General features: G+C 47.7%; 14 protein-coding genes. All 14 read left to right on the plus strand.

Translation table 11 applies throughout. The annotated features are described in order from the left end of the window. On the plus strand, nt 1-1,130 hold a 1,130-nt coding region (locus VN379_RS22445), incomplete at its 5' end, for a TonB-dependent receptor domain-containing protein (protein WP_325538040.1). Nucleotides 1,131-1,405: 275 nt separating this feature from the next. Then, a complete protein-coding gene (locus VN379_RS22450; RefSeq protein WP_325538042.1) occupies nt 1,406-1,978 on the plus strand; it encodes a TetR/AcrR family transcriptional regulator in 573 nt (190 codons plus the stop codon). A gap of 197 nt (nt 1,979-2,175) precedes the next feature. Then, nucleotides 2,176-3,324, plus strand: coding sequence for an aldo/keto reductase (locus VN379_RS22455; RefSeq protein ID WP_325538044.1), 1,149 nt, complete (start codon nt 2,176-2,178; stop codon nt 3,322-3,324). 155 nt (nt 3,325-3,479) lie between these two features. After that, nucleotides 3,480-3,854 (plus strand): NusG domain II-containing protein, encoded by a 375-nt coding sequence (locus VN379_RS22460; RefSeq protein ID WP_325538046.1) that lies wholly within the window; start codon nt 3,480-3,482, stop codon nt 3,852-3,854. 119 nt (nt 3,855-3,973) lie between these two features. Then, nucleotides 3,974-4,243, plus strand: coding sequence for a metal-sensitive transcriptional regulator (locus tag VN379_RS22465; protein ID WP_325538048.1), 270 nt, complete (start codon nt 3,974-3,976; stop codon nt 4,241-4,243). Between the two features lie 76 nt (nt 4,244-4,319). Beyond that, nucleotides 4,320-6,743 (plus strand): heavy metal translocating P-type ATPase, encoded by a 2,424-nt coding sequence (locus VN379_RS22470; RefSeq protein ID WP_325538049.1) that lies wholly within the window; start codon nt 4,320-4,322, stop codon nt 6,741-6,743. 112 nt (nt 6,744-6,855) lie between these two features. Continuing rightward, nucleotides 6,856-7,059, plus strand: a complete 204-nt coding sequence (locus tag VN379_RS22475) for a CopZ family metallochaperone (protein WP_325538051.1) — start codon at nt 6,856-6,858, stop codon at nt 7,057-7,059. Between the two features lie 270 nt (nt 7,060-7,329). Continuing rightward, nucleotides 7,330-8,676: a TolC family protein gene (locus VN379_RS22480; RefSeq protein ID WP_325538053.1), complete on the plus strand. Its 1,347-nt coding sequence runs from the start codon at nt 7,330-7,332 to the stop codon at nt 8,674-8,676. 22 nt (nt 8,677-8,698) lie between these two features. Beyond that, the gene (locus tag VN379_RS22485; protein WP_325538055.1) at nt 8,699-9,976 is read left to right on the plus strand and encodes an efflux RND transporter periplasmic adaptor subunit; all 1,278 of its coding nucleotides are present in this window, start codon (nt 8,699-8,701) and stop codon (nt 9,974-9,976) included. Nucleotides 9,977-9,987: 11 nt separating this feature from the next. Then, entirely contained in the window at nt 9,988-13,143 is a 3,156-nt protein-coding gene (locus tag VN379_RS22490; protein ID WP_325538056.1) for a CusA/CzcA family heavy metal efflux RND transporter, read from the plus strand. A 28-nt stretch (nt 13,144-13,171) separates the two neighbouring features. Continuing rightward, nucleotides 13,172-13,630, plus strand: coding sequence for a hypothetical protein (locus VN379_RS22495; RefSeq protein ID WP_325538058.1), 459 nt, complete (start codon nt 13,172-13,174; stop codon nt 13,628-13,630). Nucleotides 13,631-13,655: 25 nt separating this feature from the next. After that, the gene (locus tag VN379_RS22500; RefSeq protein ID WP_325538061.1) at nt 13,656-14,207 is read left to right on the plus strand and encodes a C40 family peptidase; all 552 of its coding nucleotides are present in this window, start codon (nt 13,656-13,658) and stop codon (nt 14,205-14,207) included. 34 nt (nt 14,208-14,241) lie between these two features. After that, on the plus strand, nt 14,242-14,676 hold the full coding sequence (locus VN379_RS22505; RefSeq protein WP_325538063.1) for a hypothetical protein: 435 nt from the start codon (nt 14,242-14,244) through the stop codon (nt 14,674-14,676). 315 nt (nt 14,677-14,991) lie between these two features. Next, a complete protein-coding gene (locus VN379_RS22510) occupies nt 14,992-15,849 on the plus strand; it encodes a ChbG/HpnK family deacetylase (protein WP_325538064.1) in 858 nt (285 codons plus the stop codon). Nucleotides 15,850-15,911 lie beyond the last annotated feature (62 nt).

The following is a 15,911-nucleotide window of genomic DNA, read 5'->3' on the forward strand; positions in this document are numbered from 1 at the left end:
AGAATATATCATCCGTTATTAGCAATTTAGAGTTTAAAGCATTTCATAATTATGTCGATCATGTGATGGACAACTACTCGCTACGGCCTGCTGGTATGATGCCAATGGCGATGGAAGTTGACCGGACAACATCCGGCGGGCGTTTAGCTGCAGATTTAATTCTAGGGCAATCAACTACGGCTACGGTTGGCCTTGATTATCAAAGAAACGTGCATAACGGGCGAATGGATATGGGTATGGGGTACGGAAACTGGAGCCGCGATCTGACCTTCACCAATTATGGGGTGTTTGGCGAGTTTAAGCATCTGGATAAGAACAACCGTTTATTAGGCGGCGTTCGTACCGATAGCCTTGATGTAAAGAAGGCATCAACAAATGCAAGTGATCATAACCGGACATACGGCCTGTTCTTACGGCATGAGCATGATTATGAGAATCTGCCAGTTACTTCATATATCGGTATTGGTCATGCGCAACGACCAGCCGACTATTGGGAAAGAAATAAAAATTTCTTTCTGAAGCCGGAAAAAAACACCCAGCTAGACACCGGATTACTGTATCGTTCAGGAAAAGTGAATGCCAGCGTAGCGTTATTTTATGCCAATATTGATGATTTTGTATTATTTAAAAATAAAAGTGCACTGGCAGCAAATGTTGATGCCTCTCTATATGGCGGTGAAGCTGAGCTGGCTTATTCTTTAAACCCCAATTGGACGGCTACCGCAACGCTGGCTTATGTGCGTGGCAATAATGATACTGATAACAAACCATTAGCTCAAATTCCACCATTGGAAGGAACCTTGGGACTAAAATACAATCATGAAAAGGTAGAAGCCGGCTTATTATGGCGCGGCGTACAGGCGCAGACCCGTTACGATTTAAACAGCGGTAGTGAAATTGGGTATGACCTTGGCAAAAGCAGTGGTTTTGGTATTCTTTCAGCCAATGTGGCTTATAAGGCGAATAAGCAGGTTACTGTGGCAGCTGGTGTTGATAATCTATTTGATAAAAATTACGCCGAATTTATTAGCAGGTCAGGTGCGTCAATACCTGCTCTGGGAATAGCTTCTTCATTTAGAGTTAACGAGCCTGGACGTACTCTCTGGGTAAAAGCAAGCTATAATTATTAATTACTTTCTCAGGATAGTAACTACATCCTCATGCAATAATATGGTTGCAACTTCATCATAATAAGAGGGATAGCGGTATTTTCGCACATCCATTGCCGGAGCCGGTATTACCGGATGTTCCCTCTATTTTAAAGCAAAGTCCGCTCTTAAACTATTGGCAGTAGTTGCAAGGGGCTTGACAGAAAAAAACAATTACAGTAAAATTAAACCAATTAAGAGGAATGAATGTTCATTCCTCTTAAGAATAAGCTCAAACTTACTGTTTGGAGAGCAAAATGAAAGAAAAACCACAAGATAAAAAAGCGGCTGCACTGCAAGCAACTCTGGAACTAATATCTGAGCAGGGATTTCACGGTACACCTATGTCTCAAATCGCTCACCGGGCCAATATTGGCGTAGGTACGATTTACCGTTACTTCTCCGGTAAAGAAGACTTGATCAATGCCTTATATATTGATGTTAAGTCTCGCCTCGCCCAGTATACCTTGCGAAATTATGCGGAGAATCGACCTGTTGACGAAAGCTTTTTAGTATTGTTACACAATATTATTGATTTTTTTCTGGAGAATCCTGCAGAGCTGCTATTTATTGAGCAGTATGCAAACTCTCCCCTGATTACCACAGCCACCCGTGAGGAAGGCTTGCGCACGTTCGCGCCAGTCAATAATCTATTTAAGCGGGCCAGCGAAGAGAATTTACTAAAAGAGCTGCCAATGGAAGTGTTAAGCACACTTGCATATGGCGCAACTATTTCGCTTGTTAAACTATGTTTGTTTGGTGGGGTTAAGCTTGATGAACCGACCCTGGATGCGGGAGTAAAGGCAATATGGGATGCAATTAAAAGATAATAGCCGAATTTCCCTTTAAAATTACCGGAATGAATATTCATTCCTTTTAAGAATAATACAAACAATCATGGAATGTGTATAAAACTGGTGACAACTGGTTTATATATATATGGCTATAGTTTTATGAATCAGCTCCATACCCGAAGCGATACACTGCTGCTTTTTTAACTAATCTCCAAAAAATGAGGAGGAATATTATGTTGTACAGAAATTTTGGCAAAACAAATGAATTAGTATCCGTACTGGGATTCGGCTGTATGCGACTGCCGCTTATTGGCAGTGACCCCACAAATATTGATGAAGAAAAGGCCATAAGCATGATCCGGTATGCCATTGATGCCGGGGTAAATTATGTGGATACGGCATATCCGTATCATGGAACCGGCTTTACCCATGGTGGTGCAAGCGAGCCTTTTGTAGCCAAAGCCTTAAAAGACGGCTACCGGGCACGCGTAAAGCTAGCAACAAAACTCCCTAGCTGGTTGATTAAAACAAGAGCCGACATGGATAAGTACCTGAATGAGCAATTAGCTCGTTTGGAGACAGATTCAATTGATTTTTATTTAGTACACTCACTTAACGCCGGTACGTGGCCTGTTTTAAAGGAAGCAGGGATTAGCGAATTTTTAGACCAGGCGATTAAAGACGGCAGAATCAAATATGCCGGATTCTCTTTCCATGATCAGGCAGGGCTGTTTAATGAAATAGTAGATTACTATGATTGGTCGTTCTGCCAGATTCAGTATAACTATTTAGATGAGGATTATCAGGCAGGCAAAGCTGGGTTACTGTATGCAGCAAGCAAAGGCCTGGGGATGGTGATTATGGAACCCTTGCGTGGTGGTAATATCACTAATCTGCCAGCGGCTGCAATTGCTGTTTTAGACCAGGCAGAGGTAAAGAGAACGCCGGCGGAATGGGCCTTGCGGTGGGTATGGAATCATCCGGAGGTATCTGTTGTATTAAGCGGGATGTCAACCATGGACCAGGTTGTAGAAAATGTAAAAGTGGCCCAGGCAGCACAGGCTTACTCAATGACAGCTAAAGAGCTGGGGTTAATTGATGAAGTTAAGGATATTTTCGAAAAAAGGATTAAAGTCAATTGTACCGGTTGTTCATACTGTATGCCTTGTCCTGCCGGAATAAATATACCCACCTCTTTTACAACATATAATGACCATTGGGTTTTTGATGGTACGCCGGCGGCAAAACAACGGTATTCGCTTTTAACAAAGATGTCGGCTCCCGCATCAAAGTGTGTAGAATGTGGTAAATGTGAAAGTCATTGTCCGCAGAGTATCAAAATTCGTGAAGAATTAAAGAACGTTACAGCATTATTTGAATAAAACCACAATCTGATCCGGTTGGATTTAGAGCATGAATGCCGTACAGGCAATTTATGCTCTAAATTGTTATACGCACCATACAATATTTCTTCATAAAATCTTCATACTGAAAGGGTATAATTAATTTAGGGTAATAAAGTGGGTGACTCGCAAGTATGACAAGGTCTGATAAGGTATTGGTTGTTTTATTATTCCTCATATCAATAGCCGGCATTGGGTTCAATATTTCGATGGCGGCTATGGGTGGGGAACAAACGGCTGAAATCTGGGTGGAGGGTAACCTATATAAAACGGTTCCACTCAAAGAAGGGTATAAGCAGGAAATCCGCATTGGTGGCGACTCTCACTATGATATTATTGAGGTTCGGGACACCAAAATTCGGGTGCGTGAAGCTGATTGTCCCAATCAGGACTGTATTAAGATGGGCTGGATCCAGCATGCACCTCAACAAATTGTTTGTCTTCCTTACCGGATTGCAATCAAGATTGTGTCGCCTGCTCCTGCGGATACAGACACAATAGTTCACTAGCGCAATAACGTGCCCCCATTATTTAAACATGATGTTTAAGTAATGGGGGCATGTTATTGACAGAACCTGACAATCATCGTACAATAAATACTATACGGGGGTATAGTAGGAGGGTCTATATGTTAAACGACAAAGAAAAGATAGATATAAAAAAAAGACTGAGGCGGACCGGTGGGCAAATCAACGGAATTGAAAAAATGATCGATGAGGGCCGCTACTGTGTAGATGTTCTGCAGCAGATTATGGCAGCCCGGGCGGCGCTCAATCAGGTGGCGCTAATTATGATTGAGAGCCATACCAAAAGTTGTGTTGTTAATGCAATCAAAGAAGACCGTACAGAAGCGGCTATTGATGAGTTAATGGGGGTCTTATCCAAGTTTACAAAATAAAGCTAGACTGAGCTTATATTTTTGGGAGGCTCGGTAATCAGATAGAATGAGGATATAAAGTGAAGGGGTGAACAATATGACTGAGTCAAAGGGGGCAGCTCTGGAGAATGTTTTATTAAAAGTAGGCGGTATGACCTGCGCTGCATGCTCAAGCCGGGTAGAACGTGGGCTCTCCAAACTGCCGGGGGTGGAAAAGGCTGCCGTTAATCTGGCTACTGAGAAGGCTTCTGTAACCTATGACAGCTCACAGATTAGCCTGAGTGAGATCGCACATAAGATTGAAGATTTAGGCTATCAGGTGATCAAGGATAAGGTAGACTTAAAGATTACCGGTATGACTTGTGCAGCATGTTCCGGACGTGTGGAACGAGGCTTAAACAAGCTGAGTGGTGTAACAAATGCTGTCGTTAATCTGGCAGTAGAGAAGGCTACGGTAGAGTATTACCCTGGTGTAATCAGCGTAAAAGATATTAAGGAGAAGATTGAGAAACTTGGCTTTGGTGCTCATGATTTAACAGATACCGTCGCAGTGGACAAGGAAAAGCAGGCCCGTGAAGCCGATGTAAGCAGGCAGCGTTTTCGGCTGTTGGTAGCTGCCGGGTTTTCCCTGCCGCTATTACTGGCCATGGCCCTGCATATGCTTGGCGTGATGGGCAGGGCTGCCGAGTTATTGATGAATCCATATCTCCAATGGGTACTGGCAACCCCTGTCCAGTTTATTGCCGGCTGGCAGTTTTACCGGGGTGCTTATATGGTGCTTAAGAACGGTAGTGCCAACATGGATGTCCTGGTCGTACTTGGCACATCTGCCGCGTATTTCTATAGTGTAGCTAACGTACTGCGCCAGGCACCTGACTTATATTTTGAAACATCGGCTATTTTAATAACCTTGATTATTTTGGGTAAATTGCTGGAAGCCACTGCTAAGGGGCGGACCTCTGAGGCGATTAAAGCCCTGATGGGGCTGCAGGCCAAGACGGCCAGGGTGTTGCGTGAGGGGCAGGAACTAGACATCCCGGTGGAATCAGTTCTGGTCGGCGATATTGTAGTCGTGCGCCCTGGTGAAAAAGTACCGGTCGACGGCGTTATCGTTGACGGGACATCAACGATGGATGAGTCAATGCTTACCGGTGAGAGTTTGCCTGTTGATAAAAAGACTGGTGACCAGGTAGTCGGCGCAACCATTAACAAATTAGGCACCTTCAAATTTGAGGCGACTAAGGTTGGCAAAGATACTGCTTTGGCGCAGATTGTGCGGATTGTGGAAGAAGCCCAAGGGTCGAAAGCGCCGATTCAGCGATTTGCCGATGTTGTATCTGCTTATTTTGTACCTGTTGTTGTCGGACTGGCGCTGCTGACCTTTGCCGCCTGGTTCTTTATCCTGGACCCCGGTAATTTCTCGCGGGCGTTGGTGAATTTTACAGCGGTATTAGTTATTGCTTGCCCCTGCGCACTGGGGTTGGCTACACCAACCTCGATTATGGTGGGCACAGGTAAAGGCGCGGAGAATGGGATCTTGATCAAAGGTGCTGAGCACTTAGAGAATGCCCATAGACTGACAACCATTGTTCTTGATAAAACAGGCACAATTACCAAGGGTGAACCTGAGGTTACCAATATTGTGCCGTTGGCAGGGCTTACAGAAGCTGCACTCATACAACTGGCTGTCAGGGCCGAGAAGAATTCGGAGCATCCTTTGGCCCAGGCTATTGTTAAGTACGGTAAACAGCAAGGCATTGCCCTGGAAGATCCGGAGTCATTTATCGCCATTCCGGGGCATGGGGTTGAGGTAACAATTGATGGAAAAAGGATTCTGGTAGGCACCCGCAAGCTGATGCAGGATAATAATATTGAGTTTGCAGCAACTGTTCCTCAGATTGAAGAGCTGGAACTTCAGGGCAAAACAGTCATGTTGTTTGCCTTGGAGAATAAGCTCAGCGGTTTATTTGCAGTGGCTGATACCGTGAAAGAGCACTCGGCTCAGGCTGTAGCCGAACTGCAAAAAATGGGTATTGAGGTATGGATGATAACCGGTGATAATACCCGTACTGCCCAGGCTATTGCTCAAACTGTCGGCATAACCAGCGTTATGGCTGAAGTACTGCCAGAGCACAAAGCCGAAAAGGTTGCGGCTCTTAAAAGAGAGGGCAAGGTTGTTGCTATGGTTGGTGACGGCATTAACGATGCGCCGGCACTGGCAACTGCCGATGTGGGTTTTGCTATTGGGACAGGTACTGATGTTGCGATTGCAGCAGCAGATATTACGCTAATGCGGGGTGACCTGACTGGTATTGTGGCTGCCATTCGTTTAAGTAAGGCCACAATGCGAAATATTAAGCAGAACCTGTTTTGGGCGCTTGTCTATAATTCGCTTGGTATTCCAATTGCGGCAGCAGGCTTTCTATCACCAGTGCTGGCCGGTGCAGCCATGGCGTTTAGCTCGGTTTCAGTGGTAAGCAATGCACTTAGGCTGAAACGCTTCAATCCGTATAAGGTTTAATGTATATCCCGCATTAAAGAAGTTTGCAGGCGCAGGCGGGTGGTGCATTGACTTTAACGCGTTGTATATAGAACAATTTTAGGCTAAGTCAGGTACGAGGGGAGGTGATGTTGTGAGTCAGGAACAAACAGTATTGAAAATTGAGGGAATGTCCTGCGGGCATTGTAAAATGAGTGTTGAAAAGGCGCTCCAGGCGATTCCCGGAGTGGTAAGCGCCAGTGTTGATCTGGCAAAAAAAGAGGCGCTCGTAACCGGCACTGCAAGCCGGGCCGCACTTGTGAAGGCGGTGGAGGATACTGGGTTTGATGTAGTGTAATTAAATAACCGGCTGGAAATACGCAAAAGCCTGTACAATAGGCTTTTGCGTATTTTTTTTGTATATATACAACGCGTTAAAGCTTTGCAGGCGGATGGTGTGTTGGCAAAAGCGGACTAAATAGATAAGTCCAGTAAAGATTTAAGGAAATTCATAACATTTTCATAGTTTCTTCATGAGTTCTTCAAAACTTTAAGATATAGTACAGACATGCACCTCTACATAAGCTCTTAAATCCAGAGCTAATAAATTAACCCAGGAGGTTGAACAATGAGTAACATGTCTAATACTGGTATTTTAAGAGCATTGATCGTATTTGGTATTATGTTCACAGCTAATTTGCAGCCTGTGCTTGCAGCGGAGCAGCCCCTGACCCTGCAAGAGATCGTTAATAACGCGATTAAAAACAATCCCGCAGTTGTAGAGACCGAAAAAAAATGGGAAGAGAAATCCAGTCGCATTCCTGCAGTCACAGCCCAGCCTAATCTTAAAATCGGGATTATGAAGGATGATATCCCAACCTCAAGCTTGAACCCTGGTCAAGGTATGATGACCGAATTTGGTCTCAGCCAGGAAATTATGAATCCATCTAAGCTTAAAGCCATGGGTAAGATGGCCAGGAATGAAGCCTACATGACCAAAGCCGGCTGGAGCGAAAAACAGGTTGAGGTCTATACTCAGGCAAAACAAGCCTATTATGACTATCTTTATTCCAGGCAGGCCTTAGTAATTGGCAAAGAGAGCCAGCAGCTTATGGGCCAGCTGGTGCAATTGGCGCAAATCAATTACTCCACCGGCATGGTGCCATTACAGGATACGCTGAAGGCGCAGACTGAGTTTTCGCAGATGACAATTGATCTGTTAAACATGGCATCGATGGAGGCCGTGGCTAAAGCACGGCTCAACAACCTGATGGGGCGCAGTACAAATACCGGCTTTGAAGTCAAAGAAGAGTTTACAGCGCCGCCGCCTAACTTTGATTTGGGAGGCCTTATTAACACCGCGGCAAGCAAGCCAGCACTCACTGGGATGCAGTATCAGGTCGAAATGGCTAAAAACGGTATTGATTTAGCGAAAAAGCAACAGTTGCCTGATTTTGAGATCCGCCTGGGCTACAAAAAGGATAAAGAACCGATGGTGGAATCACAAGTAGACCATATGAACCCGATGGAGACCACATTAATGCTTGGTGAACGAAAACCGACCTGGAATATTGAGGTCATGGCAATGCTCCCTATCTGGCAGGGTAAAAACAAAGCTGAGATAAAAGCAGCCCAGGCCGGCTTTGAAGCTTCAGAAGCTGCCCTGCAGAATATGAAGAACATGACAGAACTGGATGTCCAGATGACGCTTACCGAAGCCCAGGCGACCTGGCGCCAGATTGAGTTATACAAGAATACCATCATTCCCCAGGCCGAACAGACCTACCAGGCTGCTGTTGTCGGGTATACCAACGGCAAGGTTGATTTTATGACTGTCCTGGAGGGGGTTAATACCCTTCGTAACGCTAAGCTTGGCTTATACAAAGCTAAAGTGGATTATGAAAAAGCGGCGGCTAATCTGGAAAAAGCAGTAGGAAAACCTTTATTCACCAGTGTCGACAGCCTCAATGAGTAAGCCGGAAAAGGGAGAGGACAGCATGATCGAAAAACTACAGGCTAAAAAGAAACTTATCATTGGCATGACCGCCGGCATATTGGTCATTGGCGGTGCCGGCTACTACTATACCCTGCAGCATAATAAACCGGCGGCAGCAGACCATTCGGGGCACCAAATGTCCGGGCCGGTTATGGCCATGGGCGATACCGTTACCCTGGATGCCAGGGCCAGGCAATTGGCTGGGGTGCAAACAGCGCAAGCAATCGTTAAGTCACTGGCCAAGGAAATCAAAACCACCGGCAAGATTGCCATGAATGAAAACGGCCGGACCTACATCACCTCCCGGGTCGAAGGGCGGGTGGATGAACTGTACGTAACTGCCGAGGGAGAGACGATTGCCCCCGGGCAGGCTATTGCCGCCGTATACAGTCCAACCTATATCGCGGCCCAGGAGGAATATTTGTTAACACTGGAAACTGTACAAAAATTGAAAAATGCCGGTAAAGATGTGGTTCAGATGAACAACCGTCTGATGGAGGCAGCCCGGCGCAAACTGCAGCTCTTAAATGTGCCTGACAGTGATATCGCTCATCTGGAGCATACCAGGCAGCCTAAGGATCATATGACTATCTATGCCCAGTTTGGCGGCACAGTGCTGGAAAAACAACTGCTGCCAGGAGCCTTCATTATGCCTGGTGATAAACTATATAGCCTGTCAGATTTATCCAGTGTTTGGCTGTATGCTGATATCTACGAGAAAGACATTGCCGGCATTACTCCCGGGCAGGCGGTCGTGGTAACCAGTGGCGCCTATCCGGGGCAAACATTTACCGGCAATGTAACTTTTATTAACCCGGTACTTGACGATGCGACCCGGACGGTCAAAGTCCGGGTCGCAATGGCCAATCCCGGCGGCAAATTAAAGCCCAATATGTTTGTTAATGCCAATGTGCAAATTCCATTAGGGGATAGCCTGGTTATACCGGAATCCGGCCTTCTTGACACCGGCAGCCGTAAAATTGTTTTTGTAGCGCAAAGTGAAGATACCTTTGTAAAACGCGAGGTGGTTGCCGGGCAACAAGCCGATGGCTATGTGCAAATCCTGTCCGGACTGCAGCCCGGTGAAACGGTAGTCACCGCCGCGACCTTCCTTATTGATTCTCAGACCAAATTAGGCAGCTTTGGCAGCCACGCCGGCCACGGCGGCGGAGGAGCCGCCCAAGGAGCCGCACCGCCGGCAGCTCCGGCACCGGCACCGGTTGCACCACCGGCAGCTCCTGCTGCTAATGGCGAACATAGTGGCCATAGTGGTCATTAAGGGGGAGCGGCATGTTAAATAGATTAATCGGGTTTTCTTTGAAGAATCGCGTGATTATCCTGGTATTAGCCGCACTGGTCATTGTCTGGGGAGTATTTGTTGTGCGCGATACCCCCATTGACGCGTTTCCTGACCTTAGCGAAAACCAGGTGCTTGTCTCAGCCGACTGGATGGGACGGGGGCCGCAGGAGATTCAGGATCAGGTCACCTATCCGTTAGAGACGGCCCTGCGGGGACTGCCAAAAGTGAAAGAAGTACGCTCTGCTTCGTCTTTCGGGATGTCGCTCATCACTGTTATTTTTGAGGATGGGGTAGATCCCTACTTCGCCCGCCAGGTAGTCAATGAAAAAGTTCAACAGGCCATTCCTCAATTGCCACGTGGCGTGCAGCCGGCCTTAGGACCTGTCAGTACCCCGATGGGCCAGGTCTTTATGTACACCGTGGAAAGTGATCGCCACAACCTGGCCGAATTACGAACCGTTGAAGACTTTACCATTAAGCAGCAACTAAGCGCAGTACCGGGAGTAGCTGAAGTCGCCAGCATTGGCGGCTATGTGATGCAATACCAGATTAATCTTGATCCCCATCTCCTGCAGAGCTACCGGCTTACTTTCAATCAGGTATTTGGCGCGATTAGCGCCAACAATGCCAATATTGGGGCGAAGGTTGTCGAGCAAAACGGCCAGGAGTTTATCATCCGCGGCCTGGGATTAATCGGGTCCATTGACGATATCAAGAATATAGTGATCACTCAAAATAACAATATACCCATTTATATCAAAGATGTGGCCAACGTCACCGCCGGCCCGGATTTCCGCCGGGGCGTGCTGACCAAATCCGGCTATGAGGCAGCCGGGGGGATTGTCATTCAGCGCATGGGCGAAAACACGCTGAACGTGATCGACCAGGTAAAAGCCAAGATTGACGAGATCCAGCCATCCCTGCCTGAAGGAATGCGGATTGTACCTTTTTACGACCAAACCGATCTGGTCAAAAAAGCGGTTAATACGCTGACAAGGGCGTTGCTTGAAGAATTCATCTTAGTATCCATCATTGTTATCGCCTTTTTAGGCAACGTCCGGTCCAGCCTGATTGTCACCAGTGCCATCCCGATAGGAATCCTGATCGCGCTGATTGCCATGCAGCAGATTCACCTGTCGGCCAATTTAATGTCACTTGGCGGCATTGCCATCGGCATCGGCGTCATGACCGACGCGGCCATTGTTATGGTAGAAAACATCTATCGCCATCTGGCTGAAGACCGTGGCCGGCGTAACATTGTCGACGTAACGCTGGAAGCCGCCAAAGAGGTGGCTGCGCCGATCTTCTTTTCCATCACGATTATCATTGTTACTTTCTTGCCGGTATTTACTATGACTGGTACCGAGGGGAAGATGTATACCCCCATGGCCTGGGCTAAATCCTTTGCTATGAGCGGATCATTGCTGCTGGCTTTTACCCTGGTGCCGGTGTTGTGCACCTTGCTGCTCAGAGGTAAAATTGAGGAAAAGGACACCTGGATTGTGGCCAAACTGCATCAGTGGTATGTGCCAACACTAAAATCAGTGCTGCAGCATAGCAAAGCCACGATTATTATCGCGATAGTTATCATGATTGCCGGGTTCTCGCTATTGCCGCTCATTGGCACCACCTTTATGCCTGCATTGGATGAAGGAACCTTCCTGGTCATGCCGACAATGCTGCCTAGTGTGTCACTCACTGAAGCGTTGGAAGCAGCGAAAACCATGGATAAGGTCATCCTGGAAATCCCGGAAATTGATATGTCGGTAGGCAAAGTGGGGCGGGCTGAGTCGGCCATGGACCCGGCACCAATCAGCATGATTGAAACCATTGTTACACTAAAACCAAAAGATCAGTGGCGGGCAGGTATGACCAAGGAGGCCATTGAACAGGAAATGATGGTCAGACTGGCTAACATCCCCGGACTTAATCTGGCCTTTACCCAGCCCATTGCCGGCCGGCTGTCTATGCTGACAACCGGGGTCCGTACCGAATTAGGGATTAAACTCTATGGGGAAGACCTGCAGGTATTACAGCAAAAAGCCTTTGATATTGAAAAAGCCCTGGCAACGGTACCAGGCGTCAGCGATCTGCTGGCAGAGCGGGTCTTTGGCGCTTCCTATCTGGAGATTCAGGTTAACCGGGAAAAGGCAGCCCGGTATGGCCTTAACATTGCCGATGTCGAAGATGCAATCGAATTAGCCGTAGGCGGCAAAACGGCCACAACCACTATCGAAGGCCGTAAACGGTTTAACGTCTTAGTTCGCTACAACCGGGAAAACCGGGAAACCATCGACGCTATGCAAAACATCCTTATCCCGGTAACCGGTGGCGGCGTCGCGGTGAAAAGCAGCGGTGGCGGGATGGGTGGCATGGGTGGCGGTACAACTGCCGCAGCAGCCGGCCCGGCTACCGGCGCCTATGTACCGCTGGGCGAAGTGGCTCAGTTCCAGGTTGTGGATGGTCCGGCGATGATCAGCAGTGAGAACGGCGTCTACCGGATGATTGTCCAAATGAATACCCGGGGCCGGGATGTTGTCAGCTTCGTTAATGAAGCCAATCAGGTGATCAAAGAAAAAGTCGACTTGCCGGCAGGCTATTCCCTGAAATGGACCGGCCAGTATGAGAACCAGCAACGGGCGAAAGACCGGCTGTCGCTGGTCGTGCCGGCAGTCATCGTGCTCACCTTCTTCTTACTCTATATGACCTTCAAGTCGGCCAGTGATGCTTTGCTCATCCTGATGAATATCCCGTTCTCCCTGGTGGGCGGCATTGTGGCGATGTACGCTACCGGTACCTATATGACGGTGGCAGCGGCTGTCGGCTTTATTGCCTTGTTTGGGATTGCGGTGCAAAACGGGGTTATCATGGTGACCTACATTAAACACCTGAGAGACCACCGGACACTGGAAGAAGCCATTATTGAAGGCGCCTTTACCCGGTTGCGGCCGGTCATGATTACCGCTTTGGTTGCCAGTCTGGGCTTGTTCCCACTCATCTTTGCCACCGGTACCGGTGCCGAGGTGCAGCGGCCGATGGCCACAGTTGTCGTGGGCGGTCTGGTTACCTCCACCGTGCTGACCCTGATCGTGCTGCCATGCATCTATCTGGTCTGGAACCAGTGGCGTGAGCGCAAGAAAATATGATTATAAAACCAATGGAGGATTATCAATTATGAAAAAAACAAAAGTACTCTTTAGCGTTGTAGCTATTGCCGCAGTGATGGCTTTGGCGGCAGGTTGCGGCTCCAGTGAAAAACCGGCAGCCCAGGCCCCGCCCAGTCAGGAGCAGGCAGCCGGTCATCAGGGGCATAGCGCGGCTATGCCGAAGGAAGATCCTATGCCGATGATGAAAGACCTGGATAAGACCCTGCAAGACGTAGTCAGGCAAGTAAAGGCCGGCCAGACGATGGACGCGCAAAAAAGCGCCTCGCAACTCGTAAGTACCACCGATAAGGTCATGCCTCATATGATGGACGCCGGCTTGAAAGAGAAATTTCGTAATGCGGCAGTTGCGATTAAAGACAGCGTAAACTCCGCTAAAACAGACCCCAGTGCCCTGGAAAGCAAAGTAAAAGTCATGCAGGAGCTTATGAAGCAGACTACCACGCATCTGCAGACCATGAGTCATTAACCGGCTCGGAAAGGAGGGAGGGCCGGTGAGCAGATGGGTACTGATCGCTGTACTGACCGTCACCCTGCAAAGCGCAGTGGCCGAGGCCGCTCCGGATTCGGGGTATAATCAGTTTGTTCAGTCGCTTGACTCTGTTTTGGCCGGGGCCGTTATGCCGGTTGCCGATGAGCAGCAAATAGCTGCCCGTAGTCCGGCTTTACCCGGCTGGCAGGCGGCACATATTTTAGGGTTTGCCAGGAATATGCTTGGTCAGCCGGTGGTGTGGGGCGGGGCATCGCCGTCTCAGGGGTTTGATTGCTCCGGCTTGGTGCAGTATGTGTACCGGCAGGCCGGCATTAATCTTCCCCGTACCGCCGACCTGCAGTTCCTGGCCGGACGGACGGTAGCACCGGCAGTGCTGCAGCCGGGTGACCTGGTTTACTTCACCACCTATGAGCCGGGTGCGTCCCATGTGGGCATCTATATCGGCGGTGATAAATTCATCCATACTTCTTTTCTCCAGGGTGTAGTGGCTGTTGGTGATATGAATGACGCATATTTCATTAAGCGCTATTACGGGGCAAAGCGCGTGTTATAATCTAACAAAAATATTGATATTTGGAGGGTGTATAATGAATAAGAAAATTGCTGCTTTGGTTATTGGCGGTCTTGTAACGGCTGCTGTATTTGGGGTGGGTATCAGCCCCACAAGCGTCGGCGCGGCTGAAAAAACGTCTCAGACCTGTGAATCGCAGACAAATCAGATGGGTGCCATGGGAAAAATGAATCCCGAGGCGATGGTTGCAATGATGAAAACGCCGGAAATGCAAAAACAGTGCCTTGAAATGATGAAAAGTCCCGAAATGCAAAAGATGATGCGAGATGTCATGAAAACACCTGAGATGCAAGGCATTATGAAACAAATGCTCCAGCAGGATATGGGTTTTCACCAGATGATGTCCGATTTAGTCAATTCTGTTGATATGAACAGTGACCATAGCGGACCTCAGCAGGAAGAGCAATCTCCAGGCAACTCCGCTAATGCTCATAGTGGCCATCACGGTTAAGCTGTGTCTGTACGGTAAAGCTAAATAAACAGCCCGTTCACTATTAATATGATCCCCTTATAGTAGACAGACATGAGAAGCCTTATAATGGTATACCACCCCTTTAGTAGTCAGGAAGTATGATTAAACGTACAACTTGTTACTAAGGGGGTTTTTATATGCCTGGATCCCAGTTTAACAAAGAATTTAAGATCCAAGTGGTAAAACAGGTACTTTGACTTTTCATTTTATTTTCAGAATCACCCACTACACTTATCCTAAGAACAGTCAGATATACAATTTCACTAATATCTTTACAATAAAGCAGGTGATTTCATGAAGCAGCTTATCGTTAATGCTGACGATTTTGGATTACACGAATTAATAAATGACGGTATAGTGGAAGGTCATGTTGCGGGATGTGTTACCAGTACATCGATCATGGCCGGCGGAGATGCCTTTGAACATGCAGTTGAACTGGCTAGGAAGCATCCGAAACTTGGTGTTGGCGTGCATCTTACTCTGGTAGGGGCAAGCCCGGTAGCACGCGGAGATATTCATACACTTTTGACAGAGGAAGGGCTTTTTTTTCCAAGCTACGGTCAGTTTGTTAAGAAATATGTCTGTGGGCAAATTGCCAAAGAGCATATAGAATATGAGCTGCGATGCCAGCTGCAAAGAGTGGTTGGCAAAGGGATCACGGTTACCCACATCGACAGTCACCAACATCTTCACGCTCTGCCGGGTATGGCCGAAGTCATAGGCAGGGTTGCCAGAGAGTTCAATGTTTATAAGGTGAGAATCCCGTCGGAGCCTATAGGATTTCTAGGGGCAGGATCACTTAGTTTAAGCAGGGTCTTTGCAAGGTCAGTCCTCACAGGATGTTCATTGCTGGCGCAAAGATTTTACACAAAGCAAGGCTTCTGTGCCCCTCAGCATTTTTTTGGCATGTTGTCAGGAGGTGCTATGCTGCAATCATCTCTGCTACACATTCTGAGAGAACTTCCAGATGGGGTGTCAGAGATTATGATGCATCCGGGCAAAGATACACGGGTATTGGGTCAGGTATTCCCATGGGGGTATCACTGGCAGGAAGAGATGGAGGCTATAACATGCAAGGAAGTCCTGAGTGCGATCCGGCAATACGAAATTCAGCTAATTAATTTCGGCATGCTAGGAAATACCGATGGATAACATGCTGTTTACTTCAAACTTTAAGCAATATCTAGTAATGTCCAAGCTTCGATAGGTTGTTT

The sequence above is a fragment of the Sporomusa sp. genome, assembly GCF_035561255.1.
GTDB lineage: Bacteria > Bacillota > Negativicutes > Sporomusales > Sporomusaceae > Sporomusa.

What these genes read in the sequence shown, in the direction of transcription:
- VN379_RS22465 (WP_325538048.1), top strand. Translation starts at nt 3,974, where the DNA reads ATGTTAAACGACAAAGAAAAGATAGATATAAAAAAAAGACTGAGGCGG.
- VN379_RS22485 (WP_325538055.1), top strand. Translation starts at nt 8,699, where the DNA reads ATGATCGAAAAACTACAGGCTAAAAAGAAACTTATCATTGGCATGACC.
- VN379_RS22510 (WP_325538064.1), top strand. Translation starts at nt 14,992, where the DNA reads ATGAAGCAGCTTATCGTTAATGCTGACGATTTTGGATTACACGAATTA.
- VN379_RS22460 (WP_325538046.1), top strand. Translation starts at nt 3,480, where the DNA reads ATGACAAGGTCTGATAAGGTATTGGTTGTTTTATTATTCCTCATATCA.
- VN379_RS22450 (WP_325538042.1), top strand. Translation starts at nt 1,406, where the DNA reads ATGAAAGAAAAACCACAAGATAAAAAAGCGGCTGCACTGCAAGCAACT.
- VN379_RS22505 (WP_325538063.1), top strand. Translation starts at nt 14,242, where the DNA reads ATGAATAAGAAAATTGCTGCTTTGGTTATTGGCGGTCTTGTAACGGCT.
- VN379_RS22455 (WP_325538044.1), top strand. Translation starts at nt 2,176, where the DNA reads ATGTTGTACAGAAATTTTGGCAAAACAAATGAATTAGTATCCGTACTG.
- VN379_RS22495 (WP_325538058.1), top strand. Translation starts at nt 13,172, where the DNA reads ATGAAAAAAACAAAAGTACTCTTTAGCGTTGTAGCTATTGCCGCAGTG.
- VN379_RS22490 (WP_325538056.1), top strand. Translation starts at nt 9,988, where the DNA reads ATGTTAAATAGATTAATCGGGTTTTCTTTGAAGAATCGCGTGATTATC.
- VN379_RS22480 (WP_325538053.1), top strand. Translation starts at nt 7,330, where the DNA reads ATGAGTAACATGTCTAATACTGGTATTTTAAGAGCATTGATCGTATTT.
- VN379_RS22470 (WP_325538049.1), top strand. Translation starts at nt 4,320, where the DNA reads ATGACTGAGTCAAAGGGGGCAGCTCTGGAGAATGTTTTATTAAAAGTA.